This is a genomic window from Candidatus Methanoprimaticola sp. MG2 (assembly GCF_047501175.1).
Classification (GTDB): Archaea; Thermoplasmatota; Thermoplasmata; order Methanomassiliicoccales; family Methanomethylophilaceae; genus Methanoprimaticola.
Genome location: NZ_JBEQWH010000008.1, coordinates 33,363 through 49,558 on the forward strand (window position 1 = coordinate 33,363; position 16,196 = coordinate 49,558).

At 58.3% G+C, this 16,196-nt stretch carries 19 protein-coding genes; 12 read left to right on the top strand and 7 right to left on the bottom strand.

Going from position 1 to position 16,196, the window contains the following annotated elements; genetic code table 11:
• Positions 1-108: 108 nt before the first annotated feature.
• The 3 genes from V5D86_RS07020 to V5D86_RS07030 all read left to right on the top strand — a co-directional run bounded on the left by V5D86_RS07020 (position 109) and on the right by V5D86_RS07030 (position 2,219).
• On the top strand, positions 109-744 hold the full coding sequence (locus tag V5D86_RS07020) for a B12-binding domain-containing protein (protein WP_414595974.1): 636 nt from the start codon (positions 109-111) through the stop codon (positions 742-744).
• Position 745: 1 nt separating this feature from the next.
• Complete coding sequence (locus V5D86_RS07025; RefSeq protein WP_414595975.1) at positions 746-1,831, top strand: uroporphyrinogen decarboxylase family protein; 1,086 nt, start codon at positions 746-748, stop codon at positions 1,829-1,831.
• Between the two features lie 67 nt (positions 1,832-1,898).
• Positions 1,899-2,219: a hypothetical protein gene (locus V5D86_RS07030; RefSeq protein WP_414595976.1), complete on the top strand. Its 321-nt coding sequence runs from the start codon at positions 1,899-1,901 to the stop codon at positions 2,217-2,219.
• A 68-nt stretch (positions 2,220-2,287) separates the two neighbouring features.
• Here V5D86_RS07030 and V5D86_RS07035 read toward each other — a convergent pair whose 3' ends face one another.
• Positions 2,288-4,171, bottom strand: a complete 1,884-nt coding sequence (locus tag V5D86_RS07035) for a GAF domain-containing protein (RefSeq protein WP_414595977.1) — start codon at positions 4,169-4,171, stop codon at positions 2,288-2,290.
• Between the two features lie 149 nt (positions 4,172-4,320).
• On the opposite strand from V5D86_RS07035, the gene V5D86_RS07040 reads away from it, so the two are divergent.
• The 9 genes from V5D86_RS07040 to V5D86_RS07080 all read left to right on the top strand — a co-directional run bounded on the left by V5D86_RS07040 (position 4,321) and on the right by V5D86_RS07080 (position 12,332).
• Positions 4,321-5,082 (top strand): ribonuclease H-like domain-containing protein, encoded by a 762-nt coding sequence (locus V5D86_RS07040; protein WP_414595978.1) that lies wholly within the window; start codon positions 4,321-4,323, stop codon positions 5,080-5,082.
• The gene (locus V5D86_RS07045) at positions 5,063-6,475 is read left to right on the top strand and encodes a DHHA1 domain-containing protein (RefSeq protein ID WP_414595979.1); all 1,413 of its coding nucleotides are present in this window, start codon (positions 5,063-5,065) and stop codon (positions 6,473-6,475) included. The genes V5D86_RS07040 and V5D86_RS07045 overlap by 20 nt, the downstream gene beginning before the upstream one ends.
• Positions 6,476-6,556: 81 nt before the next feature.
• Positions 6,557-6,724, top strand: coding sequence for a DUF362 domain-containing protein (locus V5D86_RS07050; RefSeq protein WP_414595980.1), 168 nt, complete (start codon positions 6,557-6,559; stop codon positions 6,722-6,724).
• Positions 6,725-6,845: 121 nt separating this feature from the next.
• Positions 6,846-7,556, top strand: a complete 711-nt coding sequence (locus tag V5D86_RS07055) for a DUF169 domain-containing protein (RefSeq protein WP_414595981.1) — start codon at positions 6,846-6,848, stop codon at positions 7,554-7,556.
• A 279-nt stretch (positions 7,557-7,835) separates the two neighbouring features.
• Entirely contained in the window at positions 7,836-9,170 is a 1,335-nt protein-coding gene (gene mcrB, locus V5D86_RS07060) for a coenzyme-B sulfoethylthiotransferase subunit beta (protein ID WP_414595982.1), read from the top strand.
• Between the two features lie 8 nt (positions 9,171-9,178).
• The gene (mcrD, locus tag V5D86_RS07065; protein ID WP_414595983.1) at positions 9,179-9,613 is read left to right on the top strand and encodes a methyl-coenzyme M reductase operon protein D; all 435 of its coding nucleotides are present in this window, start codon (positions 9,179-9,181) and stop codon (positions 9,611-9,613) included.
• A 1-nt stretch (position 9,614) separates the two neighbouring features.
• Positions 9,615-10,388, top strand: a complete 774-nt coding sequence (gene mcrG / locus V5D86_RS07070; protein ID WP_414595984.1) for a coenzyme-B sulfoethylthiotransferase subunit gamma — start codon at positions 9,615-9,617, stop codon at positions 10,386-10,388.
• 5 nt (positions 10,389-10,393) lie between these two features.
• On the top strand, positions 10,394-12,052 hold the full coding sequence (gene mcrA, locus V5D86_RS07075; protein WP_414595985.1) for a coenzyme-B sulfoethylthiotransferase subunit alpha: 1,659 nt from the start codon (positions 10,394-10,396) through the stop codon (positions 12,050-12,052).
• Positions 12,053-12,056: 4 nt separating this feature from the next.
• Entirely contained in the window at positions 12,057-12,332 is a 276-nt protein-coding gene (locus V5D86_RS07080; RefSeq protein ID WP_414595986.1) for a DUF2098 domain-containing protein, read from the top strand.
• Between the two features lie 173 nt (positions 12,333-12,505).
• Here V5D86_RS07080 and V5D86_RS07085 read toward each other — a convergent pair whose 3' ends face one another.
• From V5D86_RS07085 to V5D86_RS07110, 6 genes are all read right to left on the bottom strand, one after another.
• On the bottom strand, positions 12,506-13,078 hold the full coding sequence (locus V5D86_RS07085) for an AAA family ATPase (RefSeq protein ID WP_414595987.1): 573 nt from the start codon (positions 13,076-13,078) through the stop codon (positions 12,506-12,508).
• The gene (locus V5D86_RS07090) at positions 13,078-13,596 is read right to left on the bottom strand and encodes a DUF2798 domain-containing protein (protein ID WP_414595988.1); all 519 of its coding nucleotides are present in this window, start codon (positions 13,594-13,596) and stop codon (positions 13,078-13,080) included. The genes V5D86_RS07085 and V5D86_RS07090 overlap by 1 nt, the downstream gene beginning before the upstream one ends.
• Before the next feature lie 227 nt (positions 13,597-13,823).
• Entirely contained in the window at positions 13,824-14,465 is a 642-nt protein-coding gene (locus V5D86_RS07095) for a hypothetical protein (RefSeq protein ID WP_414595989.1), read from the bottom strand.
• Positions 14,466-14,515: 50 nt separating this feature from the next.
• Positions 14,516-14,836 carry a DUF6951 family protein gene (locus tag V5D86_RS07100; RefSeq protein WP_414595990.1) on the bottom strand — a complete coding sequence of 107 codons (321 nt, stop codon included), beginning with the start codon at positions 14,834-14,836 and terminating at the stop codon, positions 14,516-14,518.
• Between the two features lie 9 nt (positions 14,837-14,845).
• Positions 14,846-15,193: a DUF6951 family protein gene (locus V5D86_RS07105; RefSeq protein ID WP_414595991.1), complete on the bottom strand. Its 348-nt coding sequence runs from the start codon at positions 15,191-15,193 to the stop codon at positions 14,846-14,848.
• The gene (locus V5D86_RS07110; protein WP_414595992.1) at positions 15,186-16,145 is read right to left on the bottom strand and encodes a DUF2111 domain-containing protein; all 960 of its coding nucleotides are present in this window, start codon (positions 16,143-16,145) and stop codon (positions 15,186-15,188) included. Before V5D86_RS07110 ends, V5D86_RS07105 begins: the two co-directional genes overlap by 8 nt.
• Between the last annotated feature and the right edge of the window lie 51 nt (positions 16,146-16,196).

Here is a 16,196-nt window from a genome sequence, read left to right on the forward strand (position 1 = left end):
AAATAAGTAGTTTATACAAAAATTTAAGGATATCCCATCCATCCATGTTTATGAATTAAATACCATCCACACAAATGAATGAATCACCCTACCAAGGGAGGAAAACAAATGAGCAAGGAACAGATTCTTGAGGATCTCGCGAACTCGGTCGTCAACTGCAAAGCAGATCTCGCAAAGAGCTCTGCGGAGAAAGCACTGGCCGAGGGCATCAACCCCGTTGAGGCAATCAACGAGGGTCTCGTCAAGGGAATGTCCGTCGTCGGAGAGAAGTACGCCGCCCATCAGGTATACCTGCCCCAGGTCCTGGTGTCTGCCAGGTGCCTCTACGCCGGACTCGACATCCTTCTGCCCGCCATCCCCCAGGAGGCACTGGCAGACTCCAAGAAGGCCGCGACCGTGGTGGTCGAGGGAGATGTCCACGACATCGGAAAGAACATCGTCAAGACCATGCTGACCGCCGGCGGATTCGTCGTTACCGATCTCGGAAAGGACATCCCCTCCGCAGACATCGCCAACAATGTCAAGGACAACAAGATCGACGTCCTGTGCATGTCCACCCTGATGACCCCCACCATGGACAGGATGCCCGAGGTCATCAACCTCCTGAAGGAGAACGGAATGCGCAACGATGTCACCGTCACCATCGGCGGACCCCCCACATCCCCGTCCTTCGCGGAGGAGATCGGAGCCAACCACCGTGACAACAACGCACAGGACTGCGTCAACTGGCTGAAGGCGATGTGAGATGGTCAAGGAGATGACACCTTACGAGAGGGCGCTCGCGACCCTCGCCAACGAGGAGGTCGACGAGCTTGCCGCGTACCCCCTTGCATGCGGACTCCAGAGGAGGCTGCTCCCCGGGACCGTCACCTACAAGGAGTGGGCGACCGATGCCAAGAAGTGCGCACAGTCGTTCGTCGAGGGATACAACAAGTGGAAGTTCCCCTTCACCGTCACCCTCGAGGACCTCTCCGTCACTGCTCACGACCTCGGAGCGAACGTCAGGCTCGATTCCGAGAACACGCCCTTCGTCGACGGACACATCATCCACAGCCTCGAGGACTACGAGAAGATCCAGTGCCCCGACGTCACCAAGGGACGTACCGGACATCTGATCGAGATGAACAGGCTCGTCGCTCCCCAGCTGAAGGACAAGAGCTTTGTCATCGCGTTCCTGGAGGGACCTCTCCTAACACTGTCCCAGGCGACCGGTGCGGAGAGGCTGTTCATGGACATGTTCACAGACCCCGCCCCCATCCACAAGGCGATGGAGGAGACTACCAAGATGTGCTGCACCGCAGTCGAGAAGATCGGCGAGACCGGTGTCCAGGGAATGTGCTGGGACTACCTCTGGGCGAACTACTCTGTCCTCGGTGACACCGAGTACGGCGAGTTCGAAGGCAACAAATACGCAAAGGCCACCAATGAGGCGACCCGCAAGGCCGGCCTCGGTCTGGGTATTCACAACTGTTCCGACATGCCCCACCTCGATACGCAGATCAAGAAGTTCGGGGTCGACGTGTACTCCCTGGCATACTATCCCCTCGTGCCCGAGTGCCCCAACATGACCAAGATCATCGAGGACGGCTATGCGGACAACTGCACCATCTTCGGCAACCTCGACCCGCAGATCTTCATGAGGTCCTCCTACGACGATGTCGTGGCGAAGACGAAGGACCTGTGCCAGGAGGCGAAGACCGCCATGTGCAAGCGCGGACTGAAGTCCCACTTCGTCGTCGCTTCCGGATGCGAGGTGCCCCCTGACCTGGAGTGCAAGATCGAGAACATCACCGCTGTGATGGAGGCGACGCACGAGTACGGGAGGTTCTGAGCCCGGACAACATCCTTACCTGCGGGCAATCCCGCAGGGACCCTGTTTCAAAATTAAGGTGAACACAATGGCTACGACATACTTCGAGGCTATGAGGGACCACGGGTTCTCGTACAACACGACCGCATCCGTGCGCAAGTCCTTGGTCTGTCCCAGGTGCGGGTTCACGTTCTCGCTGGTCTACGCGAGGACCTTCGCATGCCAGGGATGCTCCGAAGCGGCACGTGGCTGCCCCAAGGTGCGTTGCTCCAGATGCGACCATGAGTTCCCCATAGAGTCCTCCGCGGATGTCCATGGGCGTGTCCAGGAGAGGACGCTCGCGGATCACATGGGTTCGATAATCACGACCCGCAACGGTGATCTGGGCATCGTTTCTACCAGACGTTGAATCAGTCAGTGTTTTTCTCCGAAACGTCTTTCCCGGGTCGCTTCGCATCTTGTCGCGCCCGGCCCCCCTCATTCCATCGTGTACTTCGATGCGGGAACGTCGATCTCGAACGCTGTCCCGGTCGTGCGGGGCACGTACTTTATCGAGAATCCGGACGCCGTCACGATGTTGTATATCAGGAACATCCCGAACTTCCCCTCGTAGACGAGGTCGAATATGTTGGCCCTCATGTCCGGGTCGATGCCGATCCCGTTGTCCTCGTATATGATCTTCAGGGACCCGTCAACTATCGTGCACTTGATCGTGATCTCGGACGTGTACTCCCCATGGACCACGGAGTTGACGAACAGCTGTCTGAACACCGATGGGAACGCGGGGTCAGCCAGGACCTTGATGCCGTTGGTGCGTATGTTCACCTTGAAATCCGCGGACACGGTGAAGTTCCTCGCCTCGCGCGCCGCGTCGTTCAGGTCGATCCAGATGGGCTGCATCATGCCGACGTTCTTGTAGTCGGCCATGAAGAGTATGGTCTCGTTCAGCTTGTCCACCGCAACGACCTTGTCGTCGGAGAGGCCCGGCCGGGCCATCAGCAGGAAGGGCCTTGCGGTCAGTAGGCTGTCGAGGACGGGCCCCTCGAGTATGGAGACATGCTCCTTCACTCTGGATGCGACCTCGTCCAGCCTCATGAGGTCGGTGACGTCGGTCATTATCACGGTGAACCCGGGGTGCATGTCCTCCGCTCCCGCCGTGCTGTAGACCGTGATCGAGTAGCTCCGTGTCTTGTTCCCGACCTTCGTGGACACCCCGCCCTTCAGGGACATGCCCCCGTGGGTGCGGAGACGGTTTACCAGATCTATGATCGTCTGCATCTGGGGGGTCTTTATGGATTCGGCGATAACCGGCAGTTCCACCTCCTGGTCGAGTCCCATCGCACGGATGCCGACCCTGTTCAGGAACGCGAGGTCCATCTCGGTGGTTATGAAGGCCAGTCCGATGGGACCCACCTCGGTGAGCTCCTTGACGACCTGCGCAGGGGCGCTGTACATCTTCAGCGTCTCGCGTCTGACGAACATGGAGAACATCTCCCCCAGGAGAAGGCTGAGCTGGCTCTCGTCGGAGTTGGTGTACTCGCTCTCCTTGTTGGCCACCCCTCCGGTCCCTATGATCCCCCCGTCCTCCGCGAACAGCGGCACGAGGAGGATCCTCTTTAGTGCCATGTGCCCCTCGGGTATGCCTTTCTTCAGGAGTCTGCAGTCCCCCTCATAGTCGTTTATGATGACGGACTTGCCGTTGCGTATCGGATCTCCCCAGACCCCGGTGGTGTCCAGTGCGAACTCCACGGGGTAGTTGGTGATGTCGCACCTCTTCATGGCGCCCTTCGACCAGGCGAGCATCCTCAGCATCCGCCTGTCCTTGTCGTACCTGGCCACGAACCCGGAGTCGCTCTTCGTGATCTCGACCGCGGTCTCCAGGGCGTAGTTGACTATCTCGGAGAAATCCTTGTCCGACATCTTCGCCATCTCCACCAGGGAGGCAAGCCTCTTCATGCTGGTGAGACGGTCCGCGGACGCGTGCGCACGCTCGACGGTGATCACGGTCCGGTCGCATATGTTCTTGAAGTACTCCAACGGGTCCTTCCCGTTGCGGTCGACGAACCCTGCCACCCCGTCGTTTATGGCCTCGGAGAGCATGTCGACGTCCGCCTGCTTCGTCACCAGCAGGACCGGTGTAGAGAGTCCCGCGCGGTCCATCGTCCTGATCATGTCCCTGATGTCGTTGTCAGCGGAGTGGTCGAACAGGACGATGTCCACCGCGGTCGCCCCCAGCGTCACCATCGCGGCCCCGACCGAGTTGACCGGTGTGACCTTGATCGACGATTCAAGGTGCGGGATGAACTTCAGGGACAGGTTCGTGAACCCCTTGTCGGTGCTGACTAGCAGGAGACTGTACATTTTATGGACCTCTATGGAGCGATTGCTTGCTGTTTCCGTATGCGTTACAGGGATGATAACCTTGCCGACTCTCCAGGCTGTCTGGACGGGTAGTCCGGGACGGCGTCGGGGGCAACACCGTTTAATCGCACCTCGGATATCCGTCCGGCGTGATACGCAATACATTCGTTCTCCTGCCCTCGGTCGGAGCCAAGAAGGAAAGGGCCATCTGGGAATCGGGGGTCAGGACGTGGGACGACTTCGTGTCGTCCGAGAGCGTCTGCACCATGAAGCCACAGGCCAAGGAGAGGAACGACATCATCCTGACCCAGGCCATGGAGCTGATGGACGACGGCGAATGTGGCGCATTGGCCGACATGACCCCGAGGTCGGAGCACTGGAGGCTCTTCGGCGATTTCAGGGAGGGGGCAAAGTACCTCGACATCGAGACGGACGGTCTCAGCAGGGACGCCCTCGTGACGCTCGTGACCGTCCATTCCCCGAAGGAGACGGTGACGCTCACGGAAGGGATCGACCTCTCCCCCGAGACCCTCGCCGATGCCCTGGATGGCACCGAGATCCTGGTCACGTTCAACGGGAGCTGCTTCGACGTCCCGGTCCTCAGGAACAGCTTTCCCGAGGTGGACCTGGACATCCCGCAGTTCGACCTCCGCTTCGCATCGAGGAAGGTCGGGTACCGCGGCGGCCTGAAGCCGCTGGAGATGGACCTGGGGATCCGCAGGGAGGAGGACATCGACGGAATGGACGGGGCGGACGCGGTCAGGCTCTGGCACGCATGGGCCCGTCACGACGACCGTGACTCCCTGGACACCCTGACGGAGTACAACCGTGCGGACACCGTCAACCTGGAGAGGATCGCGGACGTGATCTACGGAAGGCTGGTGAGGGAACATGCAGGGTTCGTCTGGTGACCTCAAGCGCATGGGCCGTGACCTGGCCGTCGCGGCGGATGCGCTGAGGGATGCGGACACCGTGCGCATCGTCACCCACATAGACGCCGACGGCATCTCCGCGGGGGCGATCGCGGACATGACCCTCGAGAGGATGGGCAAGAGCCATACCATAGGATTCGAGAAGAAGATCACCGATGACGTCGTGGCGAGCATCAACTCCTCCGAGGAGGATGTCGTGTGGGTATGCGACCTCGGCAGCGGGTATCTGTCCGAGTTCGACCGCAGCGGGCTCATAATCACCGACCATCACGTCCCGGACCCCAGGAGGAGAGGGTCCCAGACCGTGCTCGACGGGTTCGGGACGGTCCATCACATAAACCCTCACTGCTACGGGATCGACGGGTCCTACGAGGTCTGCGGGGCGGGGATGACCTATCTCCTCTCCAAGGAGGTCGACCCGTCCAACGTGGACCTCGCGTATCTCGCCGTGATCGGCGCCGTGGGGGACTTCCAGGATTCGAACCATCAGCGCCTCGTGGGTCTGAACCGGACGATCCTGGGGGATGCCGTGACGAACGGCGATGTGATCGTGGAGGAGGACCTGAGGTACTTCGGCAGGGACACCCGTCCCATCAACCAGTATCTGCAGTATTCGTCCGAGCCATCGATCCCGGGCGTCAGCGACAACCCGAAGGGCTGCATGGAGTTCCTCGACATCCTCGGGATCCTGATGAAGGACGGGGGGAGATGGCGCGTATGGACCGGTCTGACCCAGGAGGAGAGGGAGCGTGCGATCGACAGGATATCGGAGCTGTTGGGTCCCGAACTCTCGGAGAGGGCGTTCGGGGAGATGTACAGGGTCACCCGCTACGAGTCGGGCACCGGACTGGGGGATTCCAAGGAGTTCGCCACAGTCCTGAACTCCTGCGGACGTTACGACGATGCGGAGACCGGACTGAGGGTATGCAGGGGCGACATAGCCGCCCTGAAGGTCGCCGAGGAGAACAGGGCCGAGCATAGGAAGCACATCTCGTCCGCCCTCTCGTACATCAGGGAGAACCATCTCCTCAGGGAGAGGAGGTTCATCCAGTGGTTCGATGCGGGATCGGGCGTGAGGGAGACGGTGGTCGGCATCGTCGCCGGCATGCTCCTTTCGTCCGACGACTGCAGGCGCAACATCCCGATAATCGCGTTCGCGGATTCCGACGACGGGGTGAAGGTCTCCGCCAGGGCCAACAGGGACCTCGTCGACAGGGGTCTGGACCTGTCCTCGGTCATGAAGACCGCGGCGGAGATCGTCGGAGGGTTCGGAGGCGGGCACACCGTGGCGGCCGGGGCGACGATACCTCCCGACAGGAAGGACGAGTTCCTGGACATCGTCGAGGACCTGGTGTCCTCGCAGATCGAGTGACGCTCGTATCCATGCAATTCAAAACGTTGGAAATAACCCTTAAATACCGTATCGGGGCATCCTGAGGTCGAGGTATCAAAAATGGCAGTGACTGTCAATGGATCCGACTGTGTTGCATGTGGAGCCTGTGCCGACGTGTGTCCCGAGGGTGCCATCACCATCGAGGACATCGCGGTCATCGATGCCGGTAAATGCGTCGACTGCGGCGCATGCATCGACGAGTGCCCCGCCAGCTGTATCACTGAGTGATCAGGGCGACCCAATGCACTGGGACAAACTTCTTACACCACATTTTCTCGGACTTAACGGCTTCTGACTTCCGCTGTCGAAGGGGTTAGTATTTTACCGTGACCGTTGCGATTCCCATCCCATGTCAGACATCCTGAGCAAGAACAAGGAATATGCGGCCGTCATGAAAGAGGTCCTCCGCCTCAGAGGGGAGCCCGTCGCGATAAGGCTCGTGAGGAAGGGCGAGGAGTTCCCCGAGGGGTACGAGGAGCCCGAGTCGCAGGTCAGCCACTGTCAGGCCGTCTTCAGGGCGAAGGCCGGCGAGTCCTTCAAGCTCCCCCTGTCCAGCCAGAACTGCATGGTCGGGGCGTCCGCCCTGAACATGGCCCCCACCCCGGAGAAGGTCGCCACAGGGGACTTCCATGCAGGGATAGGCATGCACGATTCTCCCGCCGCGGCCGCTAAGATGATCGCGGACAGGAAGATCGTCCCGTTCGAGTCCCAGGGAGAGGTCGTCTGTCCCCTGGGTGAGGCGGACTTCGTACCCGATGTGGTCACCATTGAGGACATCCCGGAGCGTTGCTACTGGGTGGTCCCGCTGTCCACCGCCGAGACCGGAGGCCGCGTGGAGTTCTCGACGTCCCCGTTCCAGTGTGCTTGCGAGGACATCACCGCCATGCCGATCGTCACGGGGAAGCCCAACATCTCCCTGGGATGCTTCGGATGCAGGAAGAAGACCAGCATGGCCGCAGACGAGATGGCCGTGGGGATCCCGTACGCCATGATCCCCGGTTTCGTGGATCACCTCAGGCGCTATGCGGACACCGTGATGACCAAGGCCAAGCGCGACTGAGCCAGAGTATCATAGTCTACGATATTCGTATTACTAACTGTTCACGAATCAGAGTGGGCTTATGCATCCAACTGATTCGATGAAACCTTTTAAATACAGGAAGGGTGGGCCGGGCACGGATTCCGGCTCCACGCCCCCCTTCCAGCAGTGTTCCCTCAGGCTGGCTATGTAATTTTTTTGAGGTTTTTCCAATTCTTTTATATTGTCCTAAAAGGTTGCCCTGACTGCAAGGGGTAAGCGGTCTCGAGAGGGACCGTCTATAGAACAAGGAGGTATGAAATGCCAAAATACGAGGACGTAGTCGACTTGTATGACGACCGCGGAAAGCGCATTGCCAAAGACATTCCGCTCGAAGCCATCAGTCCGCTGCGCAACAACGCGATCAAGAAGATCGTGTCCCTGACCAAGAGGACGTGCGCCGTCAGCCTGGCCGGCATCGAGAAGTCTCTGAAAACCGGCAGCATGACCGGCGGAGGAGTCATCATCCAGGGAAAAGAGATCGACATCCCGCTCGTCGAGAACGCGGACAAGATCGCAGAGGCAGTCAAAGAGGCCATCCAGGTCTACGAGGGAGATGGAACCACCGTCACCGTCAAGACCGGCGGAAAGAACCTCGTCGCTGTCGTTCCCGAGGTCAGGATGGACGCGGGTGTCGAGTACACCACTGGTTTCACCACCGTTGCCGCAGCCACCACCGAGACTATCATTGACATGTTTGACATCCCCATGTACAAGGCCAACATGGTTAAGGCCGCAGTATGGGGAAGGTACCCCCAGACCATCACCTTCCAGGGAGCCAACGTCAAATCCATCCTCGAGGTTCCTCAGAACAACGAGGGAGCTGGATTCGCTCTCAGGAACATCATGGCCAACCACGTCGTCGCTCTCGTCGACAGGAACGCCATGCAGGGAACCGCCCTCTCTGCCATCTACGAGCAGTGCGGATCCTACGAGATGGGTGACCTCATCGGTAACTTCGAGAGGGGTGGCCTGCTGAGCCTTGCATACCAGGGACTCAACGCAAACAACATGCTCTACAGCATCGTCAAAAAGAACGGAAAGACCGGAACCGTCGGATCCGTTATCGAGTCCCTCATGGAGAGGGCAATCGACGACGGAGTCATCCGCGTGAAAGAGACCCTGCCTTCCGGATACAAGGTGTACACCACCGACGATCTCCCCAAGTGGAACGCCTACGCTGCAACCGGAATGGTCGCCGCTATCATGGTGAACGTCGGAGCCGCCAGGGCCGCCCAGGGTGTCCCCGGTACCATCCTGTACTACAACGACCTTCTCGAGCACGAGTCCGGCCTCCCCGGAGCGGACTTCGGACGTTCTGAGGGAGTCGGAGTCGGAATGTCCTTCTTCTCTCACTCCATCTACGGTGGAGGAGGACCTGGACTGTTCCACGGTAACCACGTCGTTACCAGGCACGCCAAGGGAGTTCTCATCCCCGCAGTTACCGCCGGTAACTGTCTCGATGGCGGAACCCAGACCTTCTCTGCTGAGGCCACTTCCGGTCTGTTCAAAGAGGTCTTCGGTGACATGGCTGAGTTCAGGCAGCCCATGCAGTACGTCGCTGCTGAGGCCAAGAAAATGAAGAAGAAACTCTGAGGTGTGATATGTCGAGTGCTTCTAGTCCCGCGGCAGAATACGCCGGAGCGCCTCTCCCCGAGGTGCAGATCATCACCAACCGTCTTCTCAGTGCTGAGACGACAGAGCTGGTACTGAACGCCTTGGATGTTATCAAGGGCATCAGGCAAATCAACATGACCGGTGAAAGCCTCCCCAAGACCATAAACAACGGTCCTGGAAAGGGACTTCAGAACAACCATACCGAAAGGAAGATAATCCACGTCGGTGGGCAGGAGGTCGAGCTCCGCTATCTCGTCGGAGCGTTCTATATAGAGCTCGAGGTCGAGAGCGAGGAGGAGCTGGATTCCAAGCTCGAGGAGATCAAGGCCGCATGCAACGCGAACATCGAGCACGGCTACACTCTCCAGGTTGGAAGGTACTCGAAATACAAACCTACACTACATGATTACAGGAGTGCATAAAATGGCATACAAGAGGCAGTTCTATCCGGGAACCACTGTGCCCGCCAAGAACAGGCGCAGATACATGGACCCCAAGGTCAAACTGAAGAAACTCCGTGACGTCGCCATGGACGATGTCGTCAGGATCATGGGACACAGGAACCCTGGAGAGGATTACAAGTCCATCCACCCCCCCATAGAGGAGGGAAAGGAGCCCGATTGCCCCATCAGGCAGCTCGTTGTCCCCATCGAGGGAGCAAAGCACGGAGACCGTGTCAGGTACATCCAGTTCACTGACTCCGTCTACTTCGCCCCCATCTCGCCCTACCAGAGGGCATGGATGTACCTCTCCAGGTACAGGGGAGTCGACACCGGAACCCTTTCCGGAAGGCAGATCATCGAGGTCCGTGAGAGAGACCTTGAGGTCATGGCCAAAGAGATGATCGACAATGAGACCTTCGACCCCGCCCTCACCGGTATCAGGGGAGCAACCGTTCACGGACACGCGTGCCGTCTCGACGAGCACGGACTCATGTTCGACGGCTGGCAGAGGTACGTCTGGGACGACGCCAAGAAAGAGGTCGTCTACGTCAAGGACCAGGTCGCCATTCCCATCGACAGGAGGATCTCCGTCGGAAAGCCCGCGGACATGTCCGACCTTAAGAAGAGGACCACCATCTTCAGAGCCGACGGTGTCGACATGAGAGATGACAAAGAGGTCACCATGTATGGCCTTAGGATCCACAAGCTGAGGACCCTCGGCGGCTACCAGCCGTGGAAGGTCAAGGGAGAGTGATTACCATGGCAGGAAAAGAAAAGCTGTTCATGGAAGCGTGCAAGAAGAAGTTCAAGGAAGAGCCCACCGACATTTCCACCAAATACTACTGCTTTGGCGGATGGAAGCAGTCGAAATCCAAGGTCGAGTTCCAGAAGTCCGCGGATGAGATCGCCAAGAAGCGTGGCATTCCCATGCTGAACGAGGATATCGGAGTTCCTCTCGGACAGAGGAGCTGGATGCCTTACCAGCTCAGCCACACTGACATCTACGCAGAGGCAGACGACCTGCACTGCGTCAACAACTGTGCAATCCAGCAGGCATGGGACGACATCAGGAGGACCATCCTGGTCGGACTCGACAGCCCCCACCAGACCATCGAGAGAAGGCTTGGAAAGGAGGTCACCCCCGAGACGATCAACGCGTACCTCGAGACCGTCAACCACACCATGCCCGGAGGAGCAGTCGTTCAGGAGCACATGGCCGAGATCAACCCTGCTCTCGTCTGGGACTCCTACGTCAAGGTCTTCTCTGGAGACGACGAGCTCATCGATGAGATCGACCCCAGGTTCGTCATCGACATCAACAAGCTCTTCCCCAAGGACCAGGCCAAGCAGCTGAAGAAGGCAGTCGGAAAGACCCTCATGCAGGCAGTCCGTGTACCTACCATCGTCGGAAGGCTCATGGATGGAGCTACCGTCTCCAGGCACGCCGCAATGCAGATCTCCATGGCTTTCATCTCCTCCTACAAACTCGCAGCAGGAGAGGCAGCCATCGCTGACTTCGCATACTCCGCAAAGCACCAGTCCCTCAACATGGGAACCATGATGCCCGCAAGGCGCGCCAGGGGACCCAACGAGCCCGGAGGAGTTCCCTTCGGATACATGGCTGATATCGCTCAGTCCGACCGTGTCAACCCTGACGACCCCGGACGCGCAGCTCTCGAGGCTGTCGCACTCGGAGCCGCCGTCTTCGACCAGGTCTACCTGGGAGGATACATGTCCGGTGGAGTCGGATTCACCCAGTATGCGACCGCCGCATACACCGACAACATCCTCGAGGACTACGTGTACTACGCCATCGACCAGATCAAATCCAAGTACGGAGGATTCTGCAAACTGGATCCCGCCAACATGGACGAGGTCATGAAACTGGCCGACGACGTGAACTCCTACGCTCTCGAGATGTACGAGAGGTACCCCGCTGTCATGGAGACCCACTTCGGAGGATCCCAGAGGGCTACCGTCGCTGCCGCATCCACCGGTATCGCCGGTGCTATGGCAACCGGAGTCGCCGATGTTGGACTGAACTGCTGGTACCTGTCCATGCTCCAGCACAAGGAGAGGACCGGAAGGCTCGGATTCTACGGATTCGACCTGCAGGACCAGTGCGGTTCCGCCAACTCCTTCGCATACAGGTCTGACGAGGGTCTCCCCATGGAGGTCCGTGGACCCAACTACCCCAACTACGCTATGAACGTCGGACACCTTTCCGGATACACCGGTATCCCCAAGGCTGCCCACGTTGCTCGTGGAGACGCCTTCACTGCGAACCCGTTCGTGAGGGTTGCCTTTGCCGATCCCTCTCTGGTCTTCGACTTCGCCAACGTGACGAAGGAGATCGGACGCGGAGCTCTCAGAGAGTTCCAGCCCGCCGGAGAGCGCAGCGCAGTCATCAAGGGATGATCGCTTGAAGGTTGGAGACCTGTTGAAGTACACGCCGACATCGACTGTCGGAAAGGTGACGGATATCCGTGAGAGGGATGGGAAGGTCTGGGTCAGACTGGACTTCACAGACCTCTACTACGATGCCTCGTTGCTGATCCCCGCCGATCCCTCAGAGTACATCGCGGTTTCCTTCAAGGAGCGCAAGGCCTACGACGGTGGCCGCGAGGCCCTGGAGGACCTCAAGAGGGAGCTCGAGGAGGTGGACACTTCCGAGATGATGCCCTCCGGAGGTGGATGAGCGCTCCGCCTTCAACCAAACCTCTTACCCAAACCATTTACCCGTTCTCACCACAAGTTTAATGTCCGGACCGACGATGGAGGTCTGGTCCGTACGACGATCCGGCTTGGCCGCCTGGGTCCTCTGTCCGGACCACTTATACAAAAGGTACCGCCCGAAGGCGTAAGGGTGTTTCAGATCCTGTCGATGTACTCGATTATGAGATCGGCACATGCCTCGGTCCCGATGGGGCCGGAGTTCAGGGTCACGTGATAGTTCGATGCGCTGCCCCAGGACCTTCCTGTGTATCTGAGATAGTAGTCCGCTCTGGCGGTGTCCTTCTCGATGATGTGCGCGTAGGCATCCTTGGCGGAGGTCCCGTTGCGTTCCGCGGAGCGGTTGATCCTGTCGGATATCGGTGCGGTGATGAACACGTTGACGATATCGTCCCTGTTCCTGAGGACGTAGTCGGCACACCTTCCCACGAATATGCACGGGCCGTTCTTTGCAAACTCGCGGATGATCTCGGATTGCTTCTCGAACAGTGGATTTGCCGAGGGGATGCCCCCGAAGAACAGCTTGGATCCTGTCCTGGGGTTCTCCTCCATCCTCTCCGCCTCTTTCACGGTCATCTCCGCCCTGACGGCGGATTCCTCCACGATCTGTCTGTCGTAGCATTCCAGACCGAGCTTCCTGGACAGGATCTGACCGACCTCGCGACCGCCGCTTCCGTTCTCTCTTCCGATGGTTATGATCACATTGTCCATCACATCGCCTCCTTCTCAGCGTTCTTTGTTTTCAGCATCTTGATGTGCTTGTGCTTCATCGCGTATCTCGCAGCAGGTTGGGCGATGAGCATCTCCACCCAGAACGCGACACAGAAGTTGGTGGGCCAGTTGACAGGCCAGCTGTAGAGTGCTTCGAGGGTGAGCTCTCCCGATAACATATGTCCAATCGTGGGTCCGATGAATGTCATCGATACGGACATCATGAGGACACATGCGATGATGTTGAAGACGATCTTGGTGTAGAAGCTGTCTACGGGCTGTGTGTATTTCCTGACGAAGCAGTCGGCGACGCGACCGACGATGAATGACATCAGTAGCATCACGACGATCCATAGGATCGGGATGCAGATGAGTCCTTCCAGGAATAGGTCCAGACCTATCCTTCCTGCATTCTTGAACAGGTTGAACTCGCACATGATGATGCAGGTTATCACTGCGATGATGCCTCCATAGAGGAGTCCTTCTTTGTTGCTCCAGGGTAGCCTTAGCTCTTCCATTGGGTGACTCTCCAAACCGGGTCTGCCCGTTTCCGCCACTAGAAATGCGGCTTTGTGGTACTTACATCACCGGAGTCCGGCCACAGATGGCCGTATCCATGTGATATGGACGGTGTAAATAAAGACATTTGAACACATAAATCCGACATAAGTACTATGAAGTTTAGAAAAAATACTATATTGTTTGATGTAGAACATTAAGTGGTTTGATCCGGGATGTTCCCGGATCAGTTGATCCTGTCGCGGATCTCCTTCTCCCTTGCGATGTAATCCGCTATCAGAGGATCCGTGTCTGGTGCGGTCTCGCCGTCCCCGAGTCTGTCGAATGCGACGATTACGGATGCGAGCTTGGGGTTGTCCTCAAGGCCGTAGTGCTTGCGTATCATGAGGTCGCACGTGGGTGCAGGGCTGCACGAGACTACATTCTTGCATCCGTTGCTGCTGTTGAGTTCAGGGAATGTCACGGGAGGCATTATGAACGTCTCGCCGCCGTCGGCCGGAACCTTCGGGAACATTACGAAGCCGTCCGAGAGCCAGACGACCTCGTTCTTCTCCATGTACTGTCCGGCCGTGAACGGGAACACCTCCTCTCCAAGGATCTCTCCGTTCCCAGACTGGAGGATCACGGTGGGCTCCGCAGGAGGTCTGAACCTGGGATCCTTCACGATGCAGATCACCGAGTCCCTCTTCAGAGCCTCCGTGAATCCGACATTGTCGACGGTGATGTTTCCCATCGCGCGGACCTTCGCCTCCTCCTCCCTCACCTGTTCCAGGATGTCCCTGCTGAGGTAGAATGCATGAACGACCCCTTTCAGTCCGCGGACGATCTCGAGCTGCGCGTCCCCGGGCGCATCTATATCCATAGCCATACCTCGAAACAACGGAATGGATGTTAAAAAGGGTTTGTGCCAGACGTCTCTCACTCTTCGGTGAAGTTCATCTGCACGTCGCGTTTGACGCCGAGTCCTCCGGCGACCTCCACCGCTTTCACGATGGCACAGGGTGCGGGGCAGGCGACATGAGGGAGCTCTTTGGCCCACTCGTACACGGACGATCCCGCGAATCCGCTGTTGGATATCTCGGTCAGGGGGTCGACCACTGTGAGCTTGTCCTTTATCTTGTTGATGTTGGGGCAGTTGGTCTCGATGTTCAGTTTGACCTTGTATTCGTCGTCAAGGTCCGCGATGATCTTGACCTTCATGCGGCAGGCGCCGGCGTCAAGGCACAGGTTGCACGTCATATCCTCACCTCAGCTTATCTCGACCTCTTCGTCGTCAGCGACGAAGTGGATCGTTGAATCCCTTTTGAGTCCCAGGTCCCCGGCCACTTCCAGGGCCTTGATGATTCCTGCCGGTACGGGGCACGCGGTATGCGGGATGGCATCAGCCGCGAGCTTGTAGACGGTCGATTTGTCGAAGGGTGCCTCCACCTCAGCGTAAGGGCTCATGGGTTCCAGCTTCCAGGACATCTTGAGGACGTTGGGGCAATCGCTCTTGATATCGATCTCTATGAGTCCCATGCCGTTGTCCTTTGCGGTGATCAGCGTCTTCATCTTGCAGACACCGGCATCGACACAGACCCTGCAGTTCTCACTCATTGTCGTCACTCCTCAATCTTATCAGATTGTTGACACCTGCCATCGTGCGGATGTCCACCACGCCGATCGCGGCGATGATGCGGTTGTCCAGCTCGATGGGTGTCACGATCACCCTTATCCCCTTGTAGGGACCGGAGACCGCGATCTTGCGGATTGTGGTGCCTACATTTATTACCTCTTCAAGGACCTGTCCCGTGTAAGCGTTGTCGATGACCGCCCCGTTCTCTATCCTGATCCCGAGGTTGTCCCTGCTCTTGGCACATACCGGAAGACCCCCCACGAGGTCATGGATCGCGAATGCGAGGGATATGAGCTCGTTGCCCGAGTTCTTGGGGGTCATTATGTCCCTCAGGTCACGGTTGAACTGAAGGCCGCCCATTATGGTGAGCCCTGCGGTGACGGCGCCGATCTCCGCTATCTCCCGGGTGGGTCCGGTGCCTATGATGACGACGTCGTCGTTCTTCAGGGAGAAGAGCGACAGCACCTTGCTGGCTATGTCCGTCTCTACCGGATAGTCCGATCCGGGGAACACCAGGCCGCCATCGGTGTAGATCAGGGTCGTAGCCCCGGTCGCCCCCGATTTGATGGCGGCATCCCTCTCCTCGCATCCGAACTTGACGTCCTTGGCGCGTCTGGGCACGCGTACGGCGCAGTCCTTGTCGCCTATGGTGAGGTCGCTTATGCTGACGTCCGCGACGTCCATGTGGTACGTCTTCTTGAAGTTGACACCGCGCTCCGTCAGCAGGATCCCGCTCTTCCCGATCGTGATCATCCCCTGTTCCTGGAGCTGCGACAGGATCGTCCTCGTGCTTCCTTCGCCGATGCCGAGAGGCTGAGACAGTTTCTTCCTGCCTACCGGATTCTCCGAGTCGAGGCATTCGAGTGCTTTCCATATGTGGTAGTCGTTGAATTTGGGAACCGGCCCTCCCAAGCGACTGGCCCTTTGCATCATGGATGGATTCATCATTCATCCAATTTATAAAAGATTCTGATAGCCACATCA

What these genes read in the sequence shown, in the direction of transcription:
- V5D86_RS07050 (WP_414595980.1), top strand. Translation starts at nt 6,557, where the DNA reads ATGGCAGTGACTGTCAATGGATCCGACTGTGTTGCATGTGGAGCCTGT.
- V5D86_RS07095 (WP_414595989.1), bottom strand. Translation starts at nt 14,465, where the DNA reads ATGGCTATGGATATAGATGCGCCCGGGGACGCGCAGCTCGAGATCGTC.
- mcrB (WP_414595982.1), top strand. Translation starts at nt 7,836, where the DNA reads ATGCCAAAATACGAGGACGTAGTCGACTTGTATGACGACCGCGGAAAG.
- V5D86_RS07105 (WP_414595991.1), bottom strand. Translation starts at nt 15,193, where the DNA reads ATGAGTGAGAACTGCAGGGTCTGTGTCGATGCCGGTGTCTGCAAGATG.
- mcrG (WP_414595984.1), top strand. Translation starts at nt 9,615, where the DNA reads ATGGCATACAAGAGGCAGTTCTATCCGGGAACCACTGTGCCCGCCAAG.
- V5D86_RS07100 (WP_414595990.1), bottom strand. Translation starts at nt 14,836, where the DNA reads ATGACGTGCAACCTGTGCCTTGACGCCGGCGCCTGCCGCATGAAGGTC.
- V5D86_RS07090 (WP_414595988.1), bottom strand. Translation starts at nt 13,596, where the DNA reads ATGGAAGAGCTAAGGCTACCCTGGAGCAACAAAGAAGGACTCCTCTAT.
- V5D86_RS07045 (WP_414595979.1), top strand. Translation starts at nt 5,063, where the DNA reads ATGCAGGGTTCGTCTGGTGACCTCAAGCGCATGGGCCGTGACCTGGCC.
- V5D86_RS07110 (WP_414595992.1), bottom strand. Translation starts at nt 16,145, where the DNA reads ATGATGCAAAGGGCCAGTCGCTTGGGAGGGCCGGTTCCCAAATTCAAC.
- V5D86_RS07055 (WP_414595981.1), top strand. Translation starts at nt 6,846, where the DNA reads ATGTCAGACATCCTGAGCAAGAACAAGGAATATGCGGCCGTCATGAAA.
- V5D86_RS07035 (WP_414595977.1), bottom strand. Translation starts at nt 4,171, where the DNA reads ATGTACAGTCTCCTGCTAGTCAGCACCGACAAGGGGTTCACGAACCTG.
- V5D86_RS07085 (WP_414595987.1), bottom strand. Translation starts at nt 13,078, where the DNA reads ATGGACAATGTGATCATAACCATCGGAAGAGAGAACGGAAGCGGCGGT.
- mcrD (WP_414595983.1), top strand. Translation starts at nt 9,179, where the DNA reads ATGTCGAGTGCTTCTAGTCCCGCGGCAGAATACGCCGGAGCGCCTCTC.
- V5D86_RS07030 (WP_414595976.1), top strand. Translation starts at nt 1,899, where the DNA reads ATGGCTACGACATACTTCGAGGCTATGAGGGACCACGGGTTCTCGTAC.
- V5D86_RS07020 (WP_414595974.1), top strand. Translation starts at nt 109, where the DNA reads ATGAGCAAGGAACAGATTCTTGAGGATCTCGCGAACTCGGTCGTCAAC.
- V5D86_RS07025 (WP_414595975.1), top strand. Translation starts at nt 746, where the DNA reads ATGGTCAAGGAGATGACACCTTACGAGAGGGCGCTCGCGACCCTCGCC.
- mcrA (WP_414595985.1), top strand. Translation starts at nt 10,394, where the DNA reads ATGGCAGGAAAAGAAAAGCTGTTCATGGAAGCGTGCAAGAAGAAGTTC.